This window comes from Alcaligenes phenolicus (assembly GCF_032063905.1).
GTDB lineage: Bacteria > Pseudomonadota > Gammaproteobacteria > Burkholderiales > Burkholderiaceae_B > Alcaligenes > Alcaligenes phenolicus.
Genome location: NZ_DAMBOE010000001.1, coordinates 48,497 through 70,492 on the forward strand (window position 1 = coordinate 48,497; position 21,996 = coordinate 70,492).

Here is a 21,996-nt window from a genome sequence, read left to right on the forward strand (position 1 = left end):
GCACGCATGGGATGGGTTGCCTTGTTGACAGCAAGCGCATTGGCGATGAGCAATGCCTGGGCGGCAGTCGAGATTCCAGGCGACGGTCAGAACAACCTTATTGACTTCACCAGCCCAGGCGGCACCATTCGGTTTACGGGTGGTGGTGGCAGCATCGTGGGGTTGAGTAGCCTGATGATCTCCGGCGCCTTGAGTGCCGATCAGATTACGGTGGGTGGTGAGTCTGTGGCGACCCAGGCGCAACTGAATGCTACGTCCGCTGAGGTGCAGACCAATACCGGCAAGATTGATGGGCTGGAAGGGCGGGTCACGAGCAATGAGTCCACTCTGACGGATCATGGGACTCGCATTACGGACAATGAAACGGCCATCACGGCCCATGACAGTCGAATTGCGGGCAACGAAACCGCCATCGCTGCACATGACACTCGAATTGGCGCTACTGAAACAGGGTTGGTGACTGTTAACGATCGTCTGATTGCCTTGGGAGTGGATGAAACCAATCCTGGCGTGAAGTACTTCCGTGCGAACTCGGAGCTGCCTGATTCCGAGGCGAATGGTGAAGAATCCATTGCAATTGGCCCTGAGTCCAAGGCAGAAGGGGATCGCAGTATCGCTGCAGGACAAGGTGCGCTGGCCGACGCCGACAGCGCGATTGCATTGGGTGACGGTGCCAGTGTCGCCAGCGCAGACAGTCGACCCAAACCGGAGGCAGCCATTGCCATTGGCAAGGATAGTCAGAGCAGCGGTTTGGCCAGCGTTGCGGTAGGCCGCGAAGCAGCGGCAAGTGGAAATAATGCGCTTGCCTTGGGTATGCAGGCACAGGCCAGTGGGGCTAACGGGATCGCCTTGGGTTTAGGTGCTCAGGCTGATGCAGAAAACAATATCTCTATCGGTAATGGCGCAGGCCAGGCCACTGGCAATCATCTGCCGGGTGATCGTTCGCACAATATTGCCATCGGTCAGGCCAGTGGTCAGAACGTCAAGGGTCAGTTCAATGTGGCGCTGGGTGATGGCACCGGCAATGGCGTGGATGGCAACGAAAACGTGGCGATTGGCCGAGATGCCGGCCTGAATGTCATAGGCGATAGCAATGTCAGCCTGGGCAAGAATGCGAATCGGGGGCTGTCATCAAACCGTGCGATCGGTATTGGTGAGGACTCAGGCGCTGAGACAGAAGGCGTGGCGATTGGGTACAAGGCGATTGCCGGTAATACCGGGGTCGCGATGGGTCGTCAGACAACGGCATTGGGAACGGGTACAGCCATCGGTCCTAATGCACATGCAGACAGCAATTTTGTAGCCCTGGGGTTGAACTCGCATGCCGCGCAAAACGATGTGTCTGGCTTGAGCAAGTTCACCAATAGAGGCTTCAATGGCAGTGCCGTTTCCGTTGGTAGCAGCCAGTCGGGCAGTGAGTTCACACGTCGTATTGTGAACGTGGAAGACGGTGCCAATGATACCGATGCAGTGAACGTGCGCCAGTTGCAGTCGGCTGTTGATCAGGTGACGCTGGGGGCGACTGTGGACTACGAAAAGCTGGCCGAGAAGGTTGGCGAGGACTGGGGCCAGCAGATTGCCGATAGCAAACCTCGTTACTTCAGCGTTAATGATGGTGGTGTCGACAAGGGCAACAAGAACAATAACGGTGCTGCTGCAACAGCCATCGACTCGATTGCCATCGGCCCTGATGCAACTGCCAAGGAAAAGGACTCGGTTGCTATTGGACATATGGCAGGGGCAGAGGGAGCGTCATCTGTTGTGCTGGGACACAACATCAAAGGCTTGGGGCTGAATTCCACGACTATCGGTAACTCCCAATCCGAGGCGCGGGACGAGAGCGGCGTGGCAATTGGTACGCACGTTGTCAGCCGTGACAAGAACTCCATCGTCATTGGCCGGGATTCCTACACAGATCGCCAGGCAAACGGTCCCTCGGTCGAGAACTCGATTGTGATCGGTACAGAATCCAGTTCTACAGCCGTGGAAGGGATTGTGATCGGTAAAAACTCGGTGGTGAATGCGGCTCGCGGCATCGCTCAGGGTAGCAATGCGACGGCAACGGATAATGACGCTATGGCGTTTGGCACCCGATCACGGGCGGCTGCCGGTGATTCCCAGGCCAGCGGTACGGATGCCAAAGCCTTTGCGGTACGCGGTATTGCAATGGGTACTAACGCTCGCTCCGGCCAGTCTAATCCTGATGTCGAAAATCAGGACAAGAACCGCGATTCGATTGCGCTGGGTACGGACTCCATTGCCCAGTTCAATAGCAGCATTGCGGTAGGTCGCGAAGCTCAGGCCACCGCTGATTATGCACAGGCACAGGGCAAGGGTGCACATGCCTTTGGCGAGGCATCGATTGCACAAGGCCGTGACGCTTGGGCGCTTGAGCGTCAGACAATCGCGCTGGGTGACGGCTCCCGCAGCACGGCCGATCGTGCTGTCGCCATTGGACAGGGTTCAAAGGCGCTCAATGCACGCTCGGTAGCGCTGGGTGATGGTGCAGAAACAGCAGGCGCGGTTGGCACCTTGGATGCTTCTTTGAACGGGCTGAACTACGGCAACTTTGCCGGGGATCGTCCTGTTGCTACCGTCAGCGTGGGTACGGAGCAGGAAAAACGCACAGTGACGAATGTGGCCGCGGGCCGGATCAGCGCCAGCAGCACAGATGCGATCAATGGCAGCCAGTTGTATGCCACGAATTCGGTGCTGGGCAATGTAGCTAACACCACGAAAAACATTTTGGGTGGCAATGCCACGCTGGCCTCTAATGGCAACCTGAGCATGAGCAATATCGGAGATACCGGTGAAAACACGGTGCACGATGCGATCAAGTACGCGGCTCAAGGTTGGAATGTGAGTGCCAATGGTGCCATGGCTGAGAACGTGAAGCCGGGTGGTTCGGTGGACTTCAGCAATGATGACGACAACATCGTTATCTCGCGCGATGGCACCGACCTGGCTTTCAATCTGGCCGATGATCTGACTGTGGGTAATAGCATCACTGTAGGCGATACCGTGATCAACGGTGACAGCGTCACGGTTGGTGACACGATCGTTAATGGCGACAGCGTCACGACTAACAATTTGACCGTCAAGGGTGAAACTCGCCTGGGCGACAACTTTGTTGTCCAAAACACCGGGGATGTTATCTACAAAGGCGGGGAGATCGCCAACCTGAATGATGGTCTGAGTTTCGCAGGCAACACCGGCAGCACCATTGCCAAGACGCTGGGTGAGAACACACCGCTGACCATCTCTGGCGAACTGGCCGAGGACGCAGAGTCCACGGGTGCCAACCTGCGTGTTGATAGTGACGGCAACAAGCTGAACCTGGCCATGGCCAAGGATCTGACGGATCTGAACAGCATCACCATCAATAACGGTGGTCCTATCATCAACGGTGCCGGCATCAATATGAACGGCAAGAAAATCACCAATCTGGCAAAAGGCACAGACGACACCGATGCGGTGAACGTGTCGCAGTTGAAGGATGTTGAAGAGGTTGCCAACGCAGGCTGGAACATCAGTGCCAATGGTGGTGCAGCTGAAAACGTGAAACCCGGTGCTTCGGTGGACTTCAGCAATGATGATGACAACATCGTTATCTCGCGTGATGGCACCGATCTGGCTTTCAATCTGGCCGATGATCTGACTGTGGGTAATAGCATCACTGTAGGCGATACCGTGATCAACGGTGACAGCGTCACGGTTGGTGACACGATCGTTAATGGCGACAGCGTCACGACCAACAATCTGACTGTTACGGGCGCAACCCACTTGGGTGACAACTTTGTTGTCCAAAACACCGGGGATGTTATCTACAAGGGCAACGAGATCGCCACCCAGGCTGATGGCTTGAGCTTTGCCGGCAATACCGGCGACGCGATTGCCAAAACGCTGAGTGACAACACACCGTTGACTATCTCGGGTGAACTGGCCGAGGGCGCAGAGTCCACGAGTGCCAACCTGCGTGTTGATAGTGACGGCAACAAACTGAACCTGGTCATGGCCAAGGATCTGACGGACCTGAACAGCATCACCATCAATAACGGTGGTCCGGTGATCAACGGTGCCGGCATCAATATGAACGGCAAGAAAATCACCAATCTGGCCAAAGGTACAGACGACACCGATGCGGTGAACGTATCGCAGTTGAAGGATGTTGAAGAGGTTGCCAACGCAGGCTGGAATATCAGCGCTAATGGTGGTGCTACTGAAAACGTGAAGCCTGGCGCTTCGGTGGACTTCAGTAACACGGACGGCAACATCAATATTTCGCGTGATGGCACGGACCTGGCCTTCAACCTGAACAAGGATATTGATCTGGGCGCAGACGGTAGCCTGACGACAGGAAACACGGTCGTGAACAACGACGGTCTGACCGTGGATGATGGGGCAGGTAACAAGACCTCCACGACTGCGGCAGGTACCACGGTCAGCAATGCCGCCGGTGATACGACTACCGTAGGCGCAGGTTCGATCACGGTGGCAGATGCGGCCGGTAACAGCACGGCTATCGGCAGCACGCAGGTCGTGGTGGGCGGAGCGAACCCCGTCACGATCAATGGTGATACCGGCCGAATTGGTGGCCTGACCAATCTGACTTGGGATCCGGACAACTACACCAGCGGTCAGGCGGCCACCGAAGATCAGCTCAAGCAAGTCAATGACGTTGCCAGCGCTGGCTGGAATGTGACCGATGCGGATGGCAATAGCGCCAATATTGGCCCGAACGGCCAGGTTGCCTTTGTCGGTGACAAGAATGTCACCGTTGAGCAGACTGGCACCGATGATTCCGGGCAGGTTGAAGTCAAGCTGAACAAGGACATTGATCTGGGAGCAGATGGCAGCCTGAAGACCGGCGATACCGTCATCAATAACGCTGGCGTTGCGGTAGGCAGCGACGTTCACCTGGGTAACACCGGCCTGACCATCAACAATGGCCCCAGCATCACCCTGGCTGGCATCAATGCGGGCGATATGCGTATCACCAATGTTGCTGCCGGTCGCAATCCGACCGATGCCGTCAATTACGGTCAGCTCCAGCCTATCGAGTCCTTCATTGGTCTGGATGGAAACGGTTCGTTCGCCTACAACGGTGGCCAGCACACATCCCTGAAGGATGTTCTGGACAGCATGCACTGGAATGTTGAAGCACCGACGGATGGCAAGGAAGGTGGCAATAACGGTGGTTCCAACGGCAATGGCTCCGGCTCCACAGGTGGTGGCAATAATGGCTCCGGTGACGGCACGCCTATCCACAATGGCAACACCGTGGGCTTTGTTGAAGGGGACAACATCGTTATCTCCAAGACGGACCGGGTCAATGATGCAGGCCAGACCGTTGGCGCTGATATCAAGGTGTCGGTGTCCCAGGATCTGAAGGTCAATTCCATTACGGCAGTGAATGTTCAGGCCGATGAAATTCAGATCAATAACGGTGGCCCGATCATCAACGAGAACGGCATCAATATGTCCGGCAAGCACATCACCAATGTGGCCGCGGGCGTGAATGACACCGATGCGGTCAACGTAAGCCAGTTGAATCAGGTGGCGGGCAATCTGCAAGGTCAGATCAACAATATTCGCCACGATATCAATCGTCTGGATAACCGCTTAAGTGCAGGTGTGGCGGCCGCGATGGCAACAGCGTCTTTGCCTCAGGCTTACTTGCCGGGCAAGCACATGATGTCCATGGCCGGCGGTACCTGGCGTGGAGAGTCCGGTATGGCCATTGGCTTCTCCGGAATCACCGATAACGGTAAGTGGGTTTACAAGCTCTCGGGCAATACCACTTCGCGCGGTGATTACGGTGGTGCCGTGGGTATTGGTTATCAATGGTAAGTCGGCCCTGACTCTATGGTGTATCGGCGCATTGGCGCCGATGCACAGCACACACTTTTGAAGGAATTCAGATCATGAAGAAAAATTGGTTTGGGGCTGCTTTGCTGGGCAGCCTGGTGCTTGCTGGTTGCGGAACCTTGAGTCAGGTGGACTCGGAGGGCCACACGGAAAACCCGGTGTTTCCGGAAGTGGATAAAGCAACTTTTCACACGGGCTCTTACCCGAATATCGACAATCTGCGTCAGGTCCGGGAAGGCGTGACACGCGATCAGTTGTATGACCTGCTGGGTCGTCCGCACTTTGCTGAAGGCTTCAAGGTTCGGGAGTGGGATTACCTGTTTCACTTCAACACGGCACAGGGCATCAAGACTTGTCAGTTCAAGGTGCTGTTTGATCAGGACAAGCTGGGTCGCAGCTTTTACTGGAAGCCTGGTGAATGTGCTTCTGTTCTGGATGCGGCACCGAAAACCGCAACCATTCAGCCGTTTTCGCTTTCCGGGGACGTGGCCTTTGCGTTTGGCAGTGCGACCTTGACCAGCGCAGGCCTGAGCACGATTCGTGATATTGCCGGCCAGCTCAAGCAAATGTCCAACATCGAACGGGTGACGGTTTCCGGCCATACAGATCGGATTGGAAATTCAGCATCGAATCAGCGCTTGTCGCAACAACGTGCCCAGACGGTACGACAGGCCTTGTCCGCCCAGGGCATTCCAGCCGCCGCAATTGTGACGCAAGGCTTTGGTCAGGACCGCCCCCTTGTGCAGTGTGATCAGCCCAATCGCAGTGATTTGATTGCCTGCCTGGCACCGAATCGTCGGGTCGATATCGAAGTTCAAGGCCAACGTTAAGTTGGATGCGGCAACCAGGCACGCACCCGTCTTGGCCGGGTGTGTGCCTTGATCGAGAAAACAATGAATATTCTGCACAAATTAGCGGTGTTGATTCTGGCGGGTGGTCTGGCTGCTTGTCAGCAAACCATGCCTCGTCATATTTCCGAACCTGTAGATCCAGCACCGCCTGTCATGCAAAGCGCGGGTGGTTCGAACAATGCCAGCACGGCAGCGCCGACGGCCTCTCGTACTCAAGCTCCAACTGTCATTACCCTGCATTTGGCGCAAGAGAAAGCAGAAGCGCCCTTGGTGGCCGTGGATGTGGGGGGAACCTCGCTTTATGCGCTGCCCCAGCCTGTTTTGACGCAATCCGATCTGCACCGCGTCACCCCTGTAAGCACTCAGGATCAAGGTACGTTTTTGCTACTGGAGATGAACCAGAACGGCATTAGCAAACTGCGCAGTGTCACGGCTCAGGCACGAGGCCACTATCTGTTGTTAAGTGTGCAAGGGCAGTTGGTAAGCGTGGCCCGTATCAGTGAAACGATTTCCGATGGGCGTTTGCTGATCGGAACCCAGAACGCCCAGCATACACAGGCCATTATTAAATTGATGCAGGGTGGTCGGTGATAACAGGACTGCGTATCGCGCCCTATGTATGATTTTGATGTGGTTTTTCTCCTGATTGCACAGCCTGCATCATCGCGTGTGGGCGATATGCTGGCCCTGCATGATTATTTGGCCGGCTCCGGGGTGTGCACGACGGTAGCAACCAGTCCTACAGACCTTGCCACTTTCGGAAAGCGCTTGCGCATTCTGATTATTGACGGGGAGGGCGAGAGCGCGTTTGATGTGTACGCCGTTATTTCCGCGATGCGGCAGCTGGATAATGTCGGCATTCTGTTTCTGGCCGATGAGTCTGCCCTGTCCTGTGAGCGTGCTATGTATGCAGGGGCTGATGTTTGTCTGCCTGCTCGTACTGCGTATTCTGGTGTTTTACGCGCGGTTGTGGAATTGGCAAGCACTCGGCAACCGGTGTCCATCAGTGATGAAAGAGTGGCGGTGAAAAGAAAGCGGCAACGTAGAAGGCACTACCTAGGCCTGGGTCTTCGGTCGCGCTTAACCCGCTAGGTTTGCTGGATCCGCGGGCTTTTAGTTTCAGCTTCACACCAGTCACTACAAAAAAAGCCCCGATGCCAAGCAAAGGCATCGGGGTAAAACGTGTGCGTGGTGCGCACGCACACATAGTCAGACGATAGAGAACTATAGATGCACAGCGTTTAAGTCTTACAGGTAAGCAGGAATGCCCAGAGCCGGATCGCTGACACCGTGCTCGCCAAATTCCACGCGGCCAGCGAAACGACGGTAGTAGCTTGGGTCGCTGTTGCTGCGCACCACAAAGTCGTACCAGTGACCGCTGGATTTCAGAACCCAGGATTGCTTGGCTTGCTTGCCCGGTTCCACGGTCACTTCCCATGGGCCGTCCTCACGGTAAGCCATGGACTGGATGGTGAAGGTACAGGCCGACTGGCCACCGTTCATCATTTCCAGATAAACATCACCTTTGGTCACTTCGTAACAAACGCGGATTTCTGGACGGGCGGTGTCGGGCTGGCTCAATACGCTGACATCACCACGGAAGTGGCGGTGGAAACCATTCGGACCCAGAACCCACAGGTCGTAGTGGCCCAGATTGTTCGCCTGCACGTCCCAGACATCGTCCAGAATCTGGTCGGGAGCGACCATGTAGCGGCGAGGGATACGGTCCAGGTTCAGCTTGTCATAGACGTGGAAAACAGCGGCGGCTTTACCTGTGTTGGAGAACAGCAGTTGTACCCCTTTTTCGCTGTCACAACGGGCGCTGACGTGCAGTTCGTAAGGCAGGGCACGCGATGGGCGTACGCCGGTTTGCTGCACGGGAATGCGCTGGTTGTCCACGGGCTGAGGCACTTGAGCCAGACGTTCCTGAGCGTTGCGAATGGCATCAGCCTCTTGACGGTTGCGACGGCCGTTCAAGGTAGGCAGTGGCTCGTCGTTCGGGCTGGCAAAGTTGAAGGCCGTGGTCAGGTCACCACACACGGCACGGCGGTAGGGGCTGATATTGGGCTCCATCACACCGAAGCGCTCTTCCATGAAGCGGATGACGGATGTGTGATCAAACACTTGCGAGTTCACCCAGCCGCCACGGCTCCAGGGGGAGATCACATACATGGGCACGCGCACGCCGGGGCCGAATACTTTGCCATCGCGTGGAGGCTGGCCGGCCAGACCTTTGGGACTGGGGTAGTTGTAGTACTCAAACGCGATTTCTTCTTCACTCAGCGAGGTCTTGCCAGCCGGTTTGCCAGTGACAGGATCGATCGACGGGGCTGAAGGAGAGGGAATGTGGTCAAAGAAGCCATCGTTCTCGTCAAAGTTGACCAGCAATACGGTCTTGCTCCAGACCTCGGGATTGGCCGTCAGCGCATCAAGCAGTTCTTGGGTGTACCAAGCGCCTTGCACGGGGCTTGAAGGGCCAGGATGCTCAGAGTAGTTGGCTGGGGCCACCACCCAGGAAATTTGTGGCAAGGTGCCGGACTCGACATCCTTGCGGATTTGTTCCAGAAATCCGCCGTCGGGCATGGTGTTGGCAATGCCCTTGAATAGAGGATTGCCGACGTCGTCAGATGGTTCGTACGGGGCATTGGTGGGTTTGCCCGATTTTTCAGCGGCAAGTCGGTACTGGATAAAGCCAGCCAAGGGGTTATCGGTGAAGTTGTCAGGCAGGTTCTGGTACACCTTCCAACTGATACCGGCTTCTTCCAGGCGTTCGGGATAAGTTTTCCAGGTGTAGCCGCCAAAGATCGAGGGCCACAGGCTGTCCCACGCATTGTTGACGGTACACTCACCGGTGCCGGTCGGACCGTTTGTGCCGGTCCATAGGAACATGCGGTTGGAGTTCGTGCCGGTGTGCATGGAGCAGTGGTAGGCATCGCAGATGGTGAAGGCGTTAGCCATCGCGAATTGGAAAGGCAATTCGGCTTCGCGGTAGTAGCCCATGGAGTGACGGTTCTTGTGCTTGGGCCAGAAGTCCATGCGGCCGTGGTCCCAGGCAAGCTGGCCGTCCGACCAGGAGTGCGGTGTGCCGTTAACGCGCTGGGCATTGCCTTTGGTGGCGTCCAGATGATAAGGCATCACGGTTTCGGTCGAGCTGACATTTTGCTGCCAGACGTTGCGCCCATTGGGCATTGGGATTGTGAAACGGTCTCCAAATCCACGCACGCCTTTCAGGGTGCCGAAGTAGTGGTCAAAGGAGCGGTTCTCTTGCATCAGAACCACAATGTGTTCTACATCCTTGATGGTGCCCGTCTTGTTGTTGGCGGGGATGGCCAACGCTTTGCGGATACTGGGAGGAAAGGCGGCCAGGGAGCCGGCTGCCAGGCTGGCACCGGTCATGTTGCGTAGGAATGTGCGGCGTGAAGTCATTGTGCTTAATCTCTTAATCAATCAAGGGGCGCATTTGAGTTGCGGCGCAGGTTCTGGGTTAGGTTTGCCCGGCTCAGCAGGTTCTTCGGTAGAGCCGGAGCTGTTCGAGTTGCCTGTGTCGTTACCGCCGCCGCAAGCAGCCAGCAGGCCGCAGAACATCAGCAGCACGGATGCGCGTTTCATGCGCTCGAAAGTGAATGAGGTGCTCGTTGGAGTCATGAGAATTCCTTGGTTGTGCTATCAGGGTTGGAGGCTGGACAAGGGTTTGCGCGATTCGTAAATACTGGTCAGCTCGTCCGTGCTCAGGTCACGATCCCAGATGGCCAGTTCGCCAAAGTCCATATTGATGTCGCTGCGACCCCAGCGTTTGTAGTACTGGCCGGTAACGTCTTCGTTCAGCCCCAGTTCGCTGGTGCCGGTTCCGCCCAATGCGGCGATTGTGCGGGCCTCCAAGGCAACGGAACCGAACTGCGCCCCCTTTTTGGTATCGAATACGTGCCCACGCATGATGCCTTTGGACTTGTCAATCACGACGGCTATGTAGGCCCATTGGTCGGGTGTAACGTTGTAACCCTGACTTTCATTGCGACCGCCCCCATAACCGGTGTTAAAGCGGACGTCACAACCATTGGCGTTGAACAGGCCCAGTGCAAAACCGGGGTTGTTACCGGAGTCGTAGTTCTTGTTGGCCATGATGGAAGCGCCATAACCGTGACAGTTGTCAGGGGTCCGGAACCAGAAACCGATGGTCAGTTTTTGCGCACCACCTGTGCCTAGCAACTCGCGGCTCAAGGACAGGCGATAACCACGGTTTCCATTGGCATCGGCTTTGCTACCGACCAGGCGCAAGCCCCCTTTAGGCTGGGAGGGATCCAGGAAGTCTGCAGCAATGAGTTCACCGCTCGGGACGCTAGGGCTGGATGTTTGCAGGCTGCTCCCGCCCTTAGCATCGGTAAAAGGTTGTGAGCTGAAGGTGTAGTAGCTGCGCAACCCATTTTTCAGCGTGTCGGCCAGCTTGGGAGGGGGTTGGTACCCGACTTCAGCCTTGATGGTAGATGCGGCCTTGCCTGAGCTTATCGAGTAGATCAGCGAGTAAGTCTGGGCATTTTCCGATACTGGCAATGGGTCGGAGTACTGGCTTGTGCCGGCAGGCAGGGTAGCGATCAGCTTGCCGTCGCGCATGACCTGGATTTCCTGCGAGGCGTCACCATCCAGTACCCATTTCAGGTCCACCATGTTCTTGTCGGCGGGTTTGCTGAAGGACACGTTGCGCACACGAGTTTCAGCTTGCAGTGGTGAGCCACGGAAGCGGTACTGTTCGCTTTGGATGCCCAGGTGGGACAGCACGGTGGGGGCAATGTCGATGACAGCCGCCAGGGTGTTCATGTCTGTGGAGCTGGTAACGGCGCTGTCAGCCGCTGGCAAGGAGGCCAATGTCTTGTTGGTGGCGATGAAGCTGGTCTTGTTGCGGTTGAATTGCGAGCCGGTGGTGCCGCCAAATTCGTCCAGACCATAGCTGGTGGTCAGGATGACCAACCAGTCTTCCGACGCGTCTGCCTGCTTGCGTTTTTCGATCAGGGCAAACAGTTTGTCCAGGGAGGCCAGCGAGGCTTGCACGGCTTGCTGGTAGGCCTGGCCACCCAGGCCACCCTGGGATGCGGCACGGGCGGGAGCCTGGATTTGGGCAAGAATCAGGGATTTGCCTTGCTGCAGGTATTTTTCGGTTTGCTCGCTGACACAGCTGTCGGAGTCGGTACAGTTGGCTGCTTCGATGATGCGTCCGGCCTGCAGGTCTTCACCCAGCAGTTTGCGGTAGTCGGCGGCGCTCAGGGCCATGGCGGCCTGGGGCTGCTTGTCAGCCAGGGCTAGCAGGGTGGGGGCGCTCAGTGTGGGAGCGGCAGTGCCTACGCCACGCAGGCCGTGCTGGTCTGCCCAAACGCCGGTGATCAGGGAGGCCCAGCCAGGGACGGGCAGGGTGCGCTGTTCGCTGCTGGTGCCGACATAGCCGCCGGTTTGTGCGGGGGCGATGGTCAGCGATTTCAGGGCGGGGTGCTGGCCGGCCTGGCGGGCTTGCAACAAGGCTTCGTAGCTCAAACCGTCGATGGTGACGATCAGTGCTTTTTTGCCACCCAGGGCCTGGGGTTTGTCGCCGGGTTCAACGGTAGGGGGTTCCGGGTCCACGCCAGGACTGGTGGAGCCATCATTACCGCCGGAGCCACCACTACAAGCGCTTAGCAGCAGGGCCATGGACAGAGTAAGCCCGGCTTGCTGCATGCGCTGCAATGCCGGGGACTTGGGAAGACGGGGAGAGAAGGTCATACAGCCACTCGTGTAGAAAAGTGAAAAGAGAGGCCAGACTGTGCGTGGGGGTGGGCTGCCCAGTCGGCATCGGATCAGGACTGCGGGCAGTGTAGGAAGGGCGTATGACTGCCCTGTGAACGGATCAGCAAATCCGCCGATGATTGGATTGTGTTTTATGTGAAGGGACGGGCGGGGGTGGGAGCAGGGGGGGCTCAAGGGCTGTCTGGCTGCGGCTTGGCAGGCATATGGCGGCTTGATGGATGGTTTGTTACGGTGGCGTGGTTTGGCTGGAGTTTAGGTTTTTTTTTATTTTAAGTAGCGAATTTAAGGTAGGTGATGGATTTGATTTGTGCCAGCACCCCGAGCAGCTCTTCACCGTTTGAAGAGTGAGGTCTGGGTTCTTGGCTTTTGAGGATTGCTGTTTTTTGACGCGATGGCTATGGCTTACTGTTTGGGGCGACGTTTAAAAATGCCCTGAGGGGGTAAAAGTCACCACGTCAGTTCGTGTATGGAATCACGCGGAGGTGGTGAGCGAGTGGGTTTTACAGTGGGTTTAGCGAGTGTGTCGGGAATGCCAGCATGGTAGGTTCGGCCAGCCCTGTCAGGACTCGGATGACTTCTCGAGCTTGGTCTATCGGCGCGCTGCTGATGAAGGCGTTGTTACCTGCTTGGGCTTGTGTGTTCAGGCAGTTGGCCTGAGCCAGGCGGCGGTGCACTTGGGCAGCGACGGCAAAGGAGGGTTCCAGGATATGGAAGCGCGAACCGCAGATGGCTTCGATAGCGGGGCGTAGGAATGGGTAGTGTGTGCAGCCTAGTACGAGGGTATCGGCCTGACTCTGCAGGGCGGGTGCCAGCCTTTCGCGTAGTTCGGCTTCAATGTCGGGGCCGGACAGTTGCAGGGCTTCGACTCGGTCGGCAAGGCCGGGGCAGGGGATGCGAACGACTTCTATATCGCTGGCGTAGCGGTCTATCAGGTTTCGCAGTCCGCTGCTGTCCAGGGTGCGACTAGTGGCCATCAGGGCGACGATGCGGCTACGGGTCAAGGCCGCGGCGGGTTTGATAGCTGGTTCTATGGCGATGATGGGCATGGCCAGTCGAGCTCGCAGTGTTGAGGCTGCGACCAGAGTGGCGGTGTTGCAGGCGATGACTAGTGCCTTGCAGCCTTGGTCCACCAAAATTTGCGCCATGCGCTGGGTGCGGTCCACGATCCATTCGGGGGATCGGTCACCGTACGGGGCGCATCGCGAGTCGGCCAGATATAGTAAATTTTCGTTGGGCAGGGATTGACGCAAGGCACGCCAAATGGACAAGCCGCCCACCCCCGAGTCAAACAGGCCTACAGGGGCCTGAGAAAATGCAAGGGGTATGGATGGACTCATGGCGCTTGATGATTCTTGCGGGGCAAAGTTTGTATTATGGCGCTTTTGCTGTATGGGTGGCCGACACCTTTAAGGCTGTCGGGCGTTTTCTTCTCGAAATAAGAGAGCCAAAGTTTCCGCTGCGAGTGATAGCGGTGTATGGGAGCTGCTTAAAATCCCTAGGTAAGAACAAGGCATGGGCAAGGGGACATCGATATGTTCAAAGTCCGGGGCGTAGCTGGTTTGCAACATGGAAGCGGGGCAGGCAATCAGGGCATCGCTGCGCAAGAGGAGATTCCACATCACTCCAAAAGCGTCGGAGCGAATAATTTTGTTGGGTCGGGGCAAGCCGTGTGCATCCAGAGCCTCCAGAAAGCGCTGATTATGCGAACCTACAGACAGATTCATTAACCATTCCTGATCTCGGATCTGATCCCAATGATGGGCGTTTTTCAAGGGATGGTCTTTGCGCCCGATGATGATGTAGGACAGTTGACTTAAGGGCTCGAACAACATGTCCGACGAAACATGGTTCGGGTCAAGCAAAACTAGGGCAAAGTCGATTTCACCACAGCGTACGGCCGGCTCGACAGCGGGTGCCAAGCCTTCAAATACGCTAATTGACGCCCGTGGCATCGTGTTTCTGAATCTTTGAAGTACCGGAGCAAGTGTGGTCATGGTGACCATGGGCGTAACTCCAATGGCAATTGATACCTGATCTCCACCTTGCAGACGAATGATGTCTTCCCGAGCCAACTGCATTTGACGTTGAACCAGACGCAGTCGCGTGGTGAGCGCTTCTCCCTGCTTGGTCAGCACGATCCCTTTAGTGCTGCGAATAATGAGAGCCGCGCCCAGGTCGGCCTCCAGTTCCTTGATGGCTTTGGTAACGGCTGCCTGACTCAGATGTAGCGCTTTGGCCGCTGATCGGATGGTGCCAGCTTCAACCAAGGCCAACCACGAGCGGATATGGTGGGTTTTCATGGAGTTGTCGTGACAACTTTTAGTGTTCATCAACAAGAAATTATAGTCTTATGGTTTTCTGATTGCCTCAATAGAATGGTCTTTCATTAGCCCAACGAGCAGGGTGCCTGACACCCGCCAGATCAGGAGATAAATATGCACAATCCGTTCACGTCGCGTACCGGTCGCGCTTGCAGGACCACAGTGCACGGCCTGTTGAAAGCCGTCGTGAGTCTTGTTCTGTTTGCTGGGACAGCGACATCCTGGGCCCAATGGCCGGCAGCACCGATCAAAATTATTGTGCCGTATGCGCCCGGCTCTGCGCCTGATGTGGCGATGCGTCCGTTGGCCGCTTCCATGGCCAGGAATCTGGGCGCGTCTATCGTGATTGAGAACCGCCCTGGAGCCAGTGGCATTATTGGTATGCAGGCTTTGATGCGCTCTAAACCGGATGGCTATACCCTGGGGTTCGGCAATGTCGTGTCCTTGGCTATCAATGCTGGCTTGTACCCTGATCTTCCTTATAACCCTGTTAAGGATTTCGCCCCGATCAGTTTGGCCATCGGTAATGCAAATGCGCTGATGGTGCGCAAGGATCTGCCTTTCAGCACGGTTCAGGAATTGTTGGATTATGCCCGTCAGAATCCTGAGAAGTTATTGATGGGCTCTGCGGGAATAGGATCTACCGGCCATCTGTCGGGAATGATGATGCAACAGAAGGCCGGAGTGAAAATGGTTCATGTGCCCTACAAGAACGGACTGGACGGTCTGTCTAATTTGGTGGGAGGCGATATCGACATCATGTTTGAGAATATGGCTTTGGCTCTGCCTTATATACGGGATGGCAAAGTCAACGTTGTGGCTGTAACCAGTGCGGTGCGTGCGCAAGCGCTACCGCAGGTGCCTACCTTGCTGGAGTCTGGCGTTGATGTTGCGGATTTTGTGGCCTGGGGGGGGCTGATTGCTCCAGCGGGAACTGCTCCGGAAATTATTGCCAAGCTCAATCAGTCTGTACATCAAGCCTTGCAGGATCCGGAAGTGATTCGTACGAATGAGACCTTGGCGGTTGAGGTTATGCCCTCAACGCCAGAGGCTTTTCACCAACGCATTGAGCGTGAGCTGCCTCAATGGCGTGACATTATTCAAATTTCGGGTGCTTCGACTTTTTAAATCTTTCGTTAAGCAGGGTGGTCCGTTTTAAAGGAGGAGTTATGAGGCAGGCATTGTGGGAGTGCACAGCGGTTCAACTGCGCCAGGCAATTGAAGCCAGGCGCGTGTCGTGTGTAGAAGTTACAGAGCAAGTGCTTGAGCGTGTTGAGCGGGTTAATCCGGCGGTCAATGCGATTGTTGACCAGAATCGTGAGCAAGCATTGGAAATGGCGCTTGACGCGGATCGTCATATGGCTGAGGGCCGACCCTTGGGGCGTTTGCATGGCGTACCCGTGACGATCAAAGTGAACACGGATCAGCAGGGAAAGGCTACCACCGATGGGGTCACGGCCTTTGCGCAGCGCTTGGCGGATCATGATAGTGCGGTAGTGGCTAACCTTAGGCGTGAAGGGGCTATCCTGCTTGGCCGAACCAATACGCCGGCTTTTTCCTGGCGGTGGTTCACCGATAATGAGCTACATGGGCGTACTGTCAACCCGCTGGATGCATCTGTGACACCGGGGGGGTCCAGTGGGGGTGCGGCCGTTGCAGTAGCCACGGGTATGGGACCTGTTGCCCACGGTACGGATGCAGGGGGATCCATTCGCTATCCAGCTTATGCTTGCGGAGTATACGGGTTGCGACCCACCCCCGGCGTTGTCCCAGTTTTTAACGGCACCGCCAAAGGGGAGCGACTGCCCATGTCTCAAATGATGTCGGTGCAAGGCCCTCTGGCACGGTCAGTAGACGATTTGGCGCTGGCGTTTGACGTGATGGCGGTGGGCGATCCCCGGGATCCTTTATGTCTGCCTGCCCGTCTTCGTAATCCCCCTTTGCCACCTCGTTTGAAAATTGGCTTGATTAGCCAGGATGTGTATGCCCAGCCTGATTGCTTGGTGAGTGAGTCGTTGCAGACGGCCAGCCAAACGTTTCGTGAGGCGGGGCATGATGTTCAGAGTATCGAGTTGCCGTCCCTGGCTGAAGCAGCATTGCTTTGGCGTTCTTTATTAATGAATGAGGCTAAAGATGGCATGTTGGCGGCGATTCAGTCGTATGGAGATGCTGCGATCCGTCATGCGGTAACGTCCATGATGTCCTTGACACCAGCGCTTGATTGGCAAGCTCATCAGCAGGCATTGGGTCGGCGTACAGCAATCATGCGCGAGTGGGCTCTGTTGCTGTCCTCGTTCGATGTGCTGTTGATGCCGGTATCCTGGCAGCGGCCTTTTGATATAGGGTTGGATCAGCAGTCGGTTCAGCAAATGGAGAAGATTTTGCATGCGCAAAGTCCTTTATTAGCCTTGGCGGTACTGGGATTTCCTGCCTTGAGTGCACCCGTAAAGGTTGCGGGGCATTTATGTGGTGGCGTGCAGATTGTTTCTGGTCGCTATCGCGAAGATCTGTGTTTGCATGCTGCTAAAGTGTTGGAGGGTGGTGTTGGTGTTGCAGTGGTGACGCCCGGCTTGTGACGTATCTAACGCCGGAATTCGCATCGCTGACAAAAAGGCCACACGCTTTTGTTGCGAGTGGCCTTTTTGTCATCAGGAGCCTGTACGGTTAGGAAACTTGTCGTAAGGCACTGCCTACTGCATCGAACAGAGAATCCAGTTGTGCCGGTGTACTGGTGAATGTCGGGCCAAACTGTAAAGTATCGCCACCAAAGCGTACGTAAAAGCCCTGTTTCCAAAGTTGCAGTCCCGCTTCAAAGGGGCGGATGGCGGGGTCACCATTACGTGGGGCGAGCTGGATGGCACCTGCCAGGCCGCAGTTGCGGATGTCGATGACATTCGGGCTGTCGCGCAGCTGGTGCAGGGCTTGTTCAAAATGCGGAGCCAGTTCAGCGGAGCGTTGCAGCAGATTGCCCTGTTCCAGCAACTCCAGGGCAGCCAGTCCAGCGGCGCAGGCGACGGGGTGGGCAGAGTAGGTGTGCCCGTGGCTGAATTCCACAGCGTGCAGTGGCAAGTCCTGGCCCATGAAGGTTTGGTAGATTTCCTTGCTGGCAACGACCGCGCCCATGGGGATGGCACCGTTGGTCAACTGCTTGGCCATGGTCATGATGTCGGGGGTCACGCCAAAGTATTCGGCTCCGGTATAGGTTCCCAGGCGGCCCAGGCCGGTGATGACTTCATCAAAGACCAGCAGAATGTTGTGTTGGTCGCAAATCTGGCGCAGGCGTTGCAGGTAGCCGGTAGGTGGCACCAGTACGCCTGCCGATCCGGAGACGGGTTCGACAAAAACGGCGGCGATGGTGCTGGCGTCGTGCAATTCGATCAGTTTCAGCAGTTCGTCGGCCAAGGTAAGCCCCCCAGTTTCGGGCTGGCCGCGCGTGAAGGCGCAGTCTGCTTGCAGTACGTGGGGCAGGTGGTCGGCATCCATCAGTTGGCCGAACATTTTGCGGTTACCGCCTATGCCTCCCAGGCTGGTGCCAGCCACGTTCACGCCGTGGTAGCCACGAGCACGACCAATCAAACGAGTCTTGGTCGCCTGGCCTTTGATGCGCCAGTAGGCCCGCACCATCTTGACGACCGTGTCGGTACATTCAGAGCCGGAGTTGGTAAAGAAAACGTGATCCAGACCCTCGGGGGTGTATTGCGTCAGTTTGTCGGCTAGTTGAAACGCGGTGGGGTGCCCAAACTGAAAGGCGGGAGAGTAGTCCAGTTGCCCGAGTTGACGATGCACGGCGGCCTGGATTTCATGGCGAGCATGCCCGGCACCGCAAGTCCAAAGCCCGGACAGGCTGTCAAAAATCTGGCGGCCATCCTGATCGTACAGCCAGTTGCCTTCGGCTTTGACGACCAGACGCGGATCCTGCTGGAAGTGTCGGTTCGCGGTAAAGGGCATCCAGTGGGACTGGAGATTGAGTTCACTGGCAATCTGCTGTGGCGCAAAGTAGGGTGAGTTCATGGTGGTCTCCTCAAGGCGGTGAATACCCCCAGTGTAGGCAGCTAAGTTGTTGAGTAAAATACGTTTTTATTCAACTTCACTTATTGTTTTACTCACCTATATGCAACTCAAAGGACTCTTGCAGGTTTCCGATTTTGATTTGCGTCTGCTGCGTGTGTTCAGAACGGTAGCGCAAGTGGGCAGCTTTTCGGCTGCGGAAGGCGTGCTGGGCATTACACGTTCGGCCATCAGCTTGCATATGAGCGATCTGGAAAAACGTTTGGGTGGAATCCGGCTGTGTCAGCGTGGCCGGGCGGGTTTTGCCTTGACGGAAGAAGGGCGACAGGTCTTGCGGGCCAGTGAAACCTTGATGGCTGCGGTGGAGAATTTCCGCAGTGAGGTGAACCAGCTGCATTCCAGTTTGCGGGGGGACTTGAATATAGGCTTGATGAATAGCCTGATCTCGCAGCCTCATATGCACATCACCTCGGCCTTGCGTGCCTTGCGGAAAAACAGTGAGGCGGTGCGTGTCCATATCAGCATGAGTACGCCGGGTGAGATTGAGCGTGGTTTACTGGATGGTCGCTTGCACATGGGCGTGCTGCCTGAAACCAATGCCTTGAGCGGGCTGGAGTATCGCACTCTTTATGCCGAACCTTATTTTCTCTATTGCTCCTGCGAACATCCTTTGTTTGCCACGGTGCAAGAAGGGACAGTGTCTCAGGAAGCCTTGCGCCGGGCTGCGGCCATTGCGCCTGCTTATCGCATGAGCCCGGAGGCGATCGGACAACATCAGGATCTGAATTGTGTTGCCACGGCCAGTGACCGGGAAGGGATCGCCTTTTTGATTTTGACGGGGGAGTACATCGGTTTCTTGCCCGAGCACGTGGCGGCTCGCTGGGTAGAAAAAGGCCAGATGATTGCGGTAGACCCGCAGCAGCGTCAATTCACGATCCCCTTGTCCTTGGCCATGCGCAAGGACAGGCGGGCGCACGCCATTGTGGATTATTTTCTGGGCCTGCTGGATAAGGCTGTTCAGAACTGAAACGGCCAGCATAAGCTGGCCGTGGGCTGGTGTCCCCAAGCGGTCAGACAGGCTTGGCACGATGCCACAGAAGGGTGCCTGTGCCCAGCTTGCCTGCGACGGTGATGGGCGTGCCTGTCGTCAGTTCGAGCTCATCCTGGGTAAGACGTGCCAACCGCGGTTGGGGAATACCGAGCCAATTGGGAGATAGGGACATATCTACAAAGTGGGTAACACACTGAGAGGTTTCATCGACCTCAAATGTTCCTGCGTAGGCCAAGTATTTGTCTAGTAGCGTTTGGCTGCTGTCTTGCTCCGTTCTGTCTTTGCTACCTAGTTGCGCTGTCACATAACCTGTTTCTGTGTACGTCAATTGCCCAATGGGATTTGGCCCAAACCCCGGGTAATTGGGCGAGCCGTCTTCCGGGACAAAATCAAAGGACACTAATTGCCAGACACCGATCAGCTTGCTACGTAAGGTATGGGCCATCAAAAACTCCTGAATAGACAGTGTTGTTGCGTTATGTAACTGAACCATCATGCTGTCTTTTCGTTTGTTATTCAATGACTTGCCTATTCTTATTTTCTATCTTCAGGCCCTACGTTTCATGACTTTTTAAGTGGCAATGGTCGGCATAAATTACCCAGTATTTCCAGCGCGTGATCGCTGTGTTCTGTCCACGGGTGGCCAAAGTTAAGACGCAGGCAATGACTGTAATTCCGGGTAGTTGAAAAGATGGAGCCTGGTGCCAGACTGATGCCTTGTGACAGGGCCTGGCGATGCAGTTCCAGGGTCTGCACACTTTTTTCCAGCTCCACCCACAGGAAGTAGCCGCCCTCGGGGCGGGTGGCCCGAGTCCCTGCGGGGAAGTAGCGTCCCAAGGCTTTGGAGAACTGCGCATACTGGCTTTTTAGTTGAGTGCGTAAACGGCGCAGGTGTTGCTCGTACGCACCTTTTTCCAGGTAGCTGGCCAGTGCCAATTGGGTGGGCACGGGGGACGTCAGGGTAGTGGTCAGTTTGGCTTGGGCGACTTCACGTATATAGCGTCCCGGCACAGCCCAGCCGATGCGATAGCCGGGTGCCAGGGTTTTGGAAAAAGAGGAGCAGTGCATTACCAGTCCCTGGCGGTCAAAGGCTTTGGCGGGGCGGGGGCGCTCCGTGTCGAAGTACAGTTCGCCGTAAACATCGTCCTCGATCAAGGGGATTTCATAGCGGGCCAGCAGCTCGACCAATTGGGCTTTTTTCGCATCGGGCATCAGGCTGCCCAGCGGGTTCTGGAAGTTGGTCATCAGCCAGCAGGCTTTGGGGGCGTGATGCTTGATCGCGTGTTCCAGTGCTTCCAGATCAATGCCCTCACGCGGGTGGGTGGGCACTTCCAGTGCTTGCAGTTTCATGCGTTCCAGCGATTGCAGCGCGGCATAAAAGGTGGGCGATTCCACCAGCACAATGTCACCCGGTTGAGTTACTGCTGCAAGACATAGGTTCAGCGCTTCCAGAGCTCCGTTGGTAATCACAATATCGTTGGCATTGATGGCCATGCCTTGAGCCAGATAGCGCAAGGCAATCTGGCGACGCAGGGGAGCGTGGCCTTGGGTCAGATCGTCCACGCTGGCCCAGGGATCTTGCTGTTTCAGACTGGCAGACAAGAAGCGGCCCAAGCGTTCCAGGGGAAAGAGCAGAGGGCTGGGGAAAGCGGAGCCTAAAGGCGCTACGGAGCGCTCTGAACTGGATTGCAGGATCGCCATGATCAGGTCGCTATTGTTGACGCTGGTCGCTTGCAGCGGTGGCTGGGAGGCCGTGTCCGCCTCCAAGGTATGAGGCGCCAGGCTGGAGCAGACGTAGTAGCCCGAACGAGGGCGCGCCTTGATCAAGCCTTGTGCTTCCAGGCGGTAATAGGCCTGGAAAATCGTCGAGGCACTGATCTTGTGCTTATCCATCAATTGACGCACAGAGGGCATGCGCTCGCCTGCGGCAACTGTGCCGTCAAGAATGGCCTGGGCCAGTTCCTTGGCCAGCGTCTCGTACAGTTTCATGTCCTTCTGTGCTCCATCTGATATGGTAATTTCGATAAATGTGGTTTTTTTATTATCTGATGGGTATGTCTTCAAGCACAAGCAAGTCGCGATTTACGCGGCTTTCAAGCCAACTGATAGGGTTTTTTAAGCTTTAACT

General features: G+C 56.2%; 15 protein-coding genes. 7 read left to right on the forward strand and 8 right to left on the reverse strand.

Translation table 11 applies throughout. The features are described from left to right. The first annotated feature begins 21 nt into the window (after positions 1-21). From U2949_RS00270 to U2949_RS00285, 4 genes are all read left to right on the forward strand, one after another. Positions 22-5,850 (forward strand): YadA-like family protein, encoded by a 5,829-nt coding sequence (locus U2949_RS00270; RefSeq protein ID WP_321285476.1) that lies wholly within the window; start codon positions 22-24, stop codon positions 5,848-5,850. Between the two features lie 74 nt (positions 5,851-5,924). Then, positions 5,925-6,698, forward strand: coding sequence for an OmpA family protein (locus tag U2949_RS00275; protein ID WP_321285478.1), 774 nt, complete (start codon positions 5,925-5,927; stop codon positions 6,696-6,698). 63 nt (positions 6,699-6,761) lie between these two features. Further along, entirely contained in the window at positions 6,762-7,310 is a 549-nt protein-coding gene (locus tag U2949_RS00280) for a hypothetical protein (protein WP_026484672.1), read from the forward strand. A 24-nt stretch (positions 7,311-7,334) separates the two neighbouring features. Continuing rightward, a complete protein-coding gene (locus tag U2949_RS00285; RefSeq protein ID WP_026484671.1) occupies positions 7,335-7,811 on the forward strand; it encodes a hypothetical protein in 477 nt (158 codons plus the stop codon). Positions 7,812-7,967: 156 nt separating this feature from the next. On the opposite strand, the gene U2949_RS00290 is transcribed toward U2949_RS00285, so the two are convergent. The 5 genes from U2949_RS00290 to U2949_RS00310 form a co-directional block, all read right to left on the reverse strand. Beyond that, positions 7,968-10,145: a phosphocholine-specific phospholipase C gene (locus tag U2949_RS00290; protein ID WP_026484670.1), complete on the reverse strand. Its 2,178-nt coding sequence runs from the start codon at positions 10,143-10,145 to the stop codon at positions 7,968-7,970. Between the two features lie 21 nt (positions 10,146-10,166). Next, positions 10,167-10,364, reverse strand: a complete 198-nt coding sequence (locus U2949_RS00295; protein ID WP_035275294.1) for a hypothetical protein — start codon at positions 10,362-10,364, stop codon at positions 10,167-10,169. A gap of 21 nt (positions 10,365-10,385) precedes the next feature. Continuing rightward, positions 10,386-12,464: a LamG domain-containing protein gene (locus tag U2949_RS00300; protein ID WP_257723609.1), complete on the reverse strand. Its 2,079-nt coding sequence runs from the start codon at positions 12,462-12,464 to the stop codon at positions 10,386-10,388. A gap of 524 nt (positions 12,465-12,988) precedes the next feature. Further along, positions 12,989-13,825 (reverse strand): glutamate racemase, encoded by an 837-nt coding sequence (murI, locus tag U2949_RS00305; RefSeq protein ID WP_321285482.1) that lies wholly within the window; start codon positions 13,823-13,825, stop codon positions 12,989-12,991. A 69-nt stretch (positions 13,826-13,894) separates the two neighbouring features. Continuing rightward, complete coding sequence (locus U2949_RS00310) at positions 13,895-14,788, reverse strand: LysR substrate-binding domain-containing protein (RefSeq protein ID WP_257723608.1); 894 nt, start codon at positions 14,786-14,788, stop codon at positions 13,895-13,897. A 135-nt stretch (positions 14,789-14,923) separates the two neighbouring features. Between U2949_RS00310 and U2949_RS00315 the strand changes: the two genes are divergently transcribed. Beyond that, positions 14,924-15,937 (forward strand): Bug family tripartite tricarboxylate transporter substrate binding protein, encoded by a 1,014-nt coding sequence (locus U2949_RS00315; protein WP_257723607.1) that lies wholly within the window; start codon positions 14,924-14,926, stop codon positions 15,935-15,937. 41 nt (positions 15,938-15,978) lie between these two features. Beyond that, positions 15,979-17,385: an amidase gene (locus U2949_RS00320; RefSeq protein ID WP_026484666.1), complete on the forward strand. Its 1,407-nt coding sequence runs from the start codon at positions 15,979-15,981 to the stop codon at positions 17,383-17,385. Positions 17,386-17,473: 88 nt separating this feature from the next. Here U2949_RS00320 and aptA read toward each other — a convergent pair whose 3' ends face one another. Then, a complete protein-coding gene (aptA, locus tag U2949_RS00325; RefSeq protein ID WP_026484665.1) occupies positions 17,474-18,820 on the reverse strand; it encodes an omega-aminotransferase AptA in 1,347 nt (448 codons plus the stop codon). A gap of 100 nt (positions 18,821-18,920) precedes the next feature. On the opposite strand from aptA, the gene U2949_RS00330 reads away from it, so the two are divergent. Next, positions 18,921-19,844 carry a LysR family transcriptional regulator gene (locus tag U2949_RS00330; protein ID WP_026484664.1) on the forward strand — a complete coding sequence of 308 codons (924 nt, stop codon included), beginning with the start codon at positions 18,921-18,923 and terminating at the stop codon, positions 19,842-19,844. Positions 19,845-19,887: 43 nt separating this feature from the next. Here U2949_RS00330 and U2949_RS00335 read toward each other — a convergent pair whose 3' ends face one another. Continuing rightward, positions 19,888-20,388: a lipocalin-like domain-containing protein gene (locus U2949_RS00335; RefSeq protein ID WP_321285486.1), complete on the reverse strand. Its 501-nt coding sequence runs from the start codon at positions 20,386-20,388 to the stop codon at positions 19,888-19,890. Positions 20,389-20,429: 41 nt separating this feature from the next. Then, a complete protein-coding gene (locus U2949_RS00340; protein WP_257723603.1) occupies positions 20,430-21,857 on the reverse strand; it encodes an aminotransferase-like domain-containing protein in 1,428 nt (475 codons plus the stop codon). Between the last annotated feature and the right edge of the window lie 139 nt (positions 21,858-21,996).

Coding starts and splice junctions, on each gene's coding strand:
- U2949_RS00275 (WP_321285478.1), top strand. CDS start 5,925: ATGAAGAAAAATTGGTTTGGGGCTGCTTTGCTGGGCAGCCTGGTGCTT.
- U2949_RS00280 (WP_026484672.1), top strand. CDS start 6,762: ATGAATATTCTGCACAAATTAGCGGTGTTGATTCTGGCGGGTGGTCTG.
- U2949_RS00285 (WP_026484671.1), top strand. CDS start 7,335: ATGTATGATTTTGATGTGGTTTTTCTCCTGATTGCACAGCCTGCATCA.
- U2949_RS00290 (WP_026484670.1), bottom strand. CDS start 10,145: ATGACTTCACGCCGCACATTCCTACGCAACATGACCGGTGCCAGCCTG.
- U2949_RS00295 (WP_035275294.1), bottom strand. CDS start 10,364: ATGACTCCAACGAGCACCTCATTCACTTTCGAGCGCATGAAACGCGCA.
- U2949_RS00300 (WP_257723609.1), bottom strand. CDS start 12,464: ATGACCTTCTCTCCCCGTCTTCCCAAGTCCCCGGCATTGCAGCGCATG.
- murI (WP_321285482.1), bottom strand. CDS start 13,825: ATGAGTCCATCCATACCCCTTGCATTTTCTCAGGCCCCTGTAGGCCTG.
- U2949_RS00310 (WP_257723608.1), bottom strand. CDS start 14,788: ATGAAAACCCACCATATCCGCTCGTGGTTGGCCTTGGTTGAAGCTGGC.
- U2949_RS00315 (WP_257723607.1), top strand. CDS start 14,924: ATGCACAATCCGTTCACGTCGCGTACCGGTCGCGCTTGCAGGACCACA.
- U2949_RS00320 (WP_026484666.1), top strand. CDS start 15,979: ATGAGGCAGGCATTGTGGGAGTGCACAGCGGTTCAACTGCGCCAGGCA.
- aptA (WP_026484665.1), bottom strand. CDS start 18,820: ATGAACTCACCCTACTTTGCGCCACAGCAGATTGCCAGTGAACTCAAT.
- U2949_RS00330 (WP_026484664.1), top strand. CDS start 18,921: ATGCAACTCAAAGGACTCTTGCAGGTTTCCGATTTTGATTTGCGTCTG.
- U2949_RS00340 (WP_257723603.1), bottom strand. CDS start 21,857: ATGAAACTGTACGAGACGCTGGCCAAGGAACTGGCCCAGGCCATTCTT.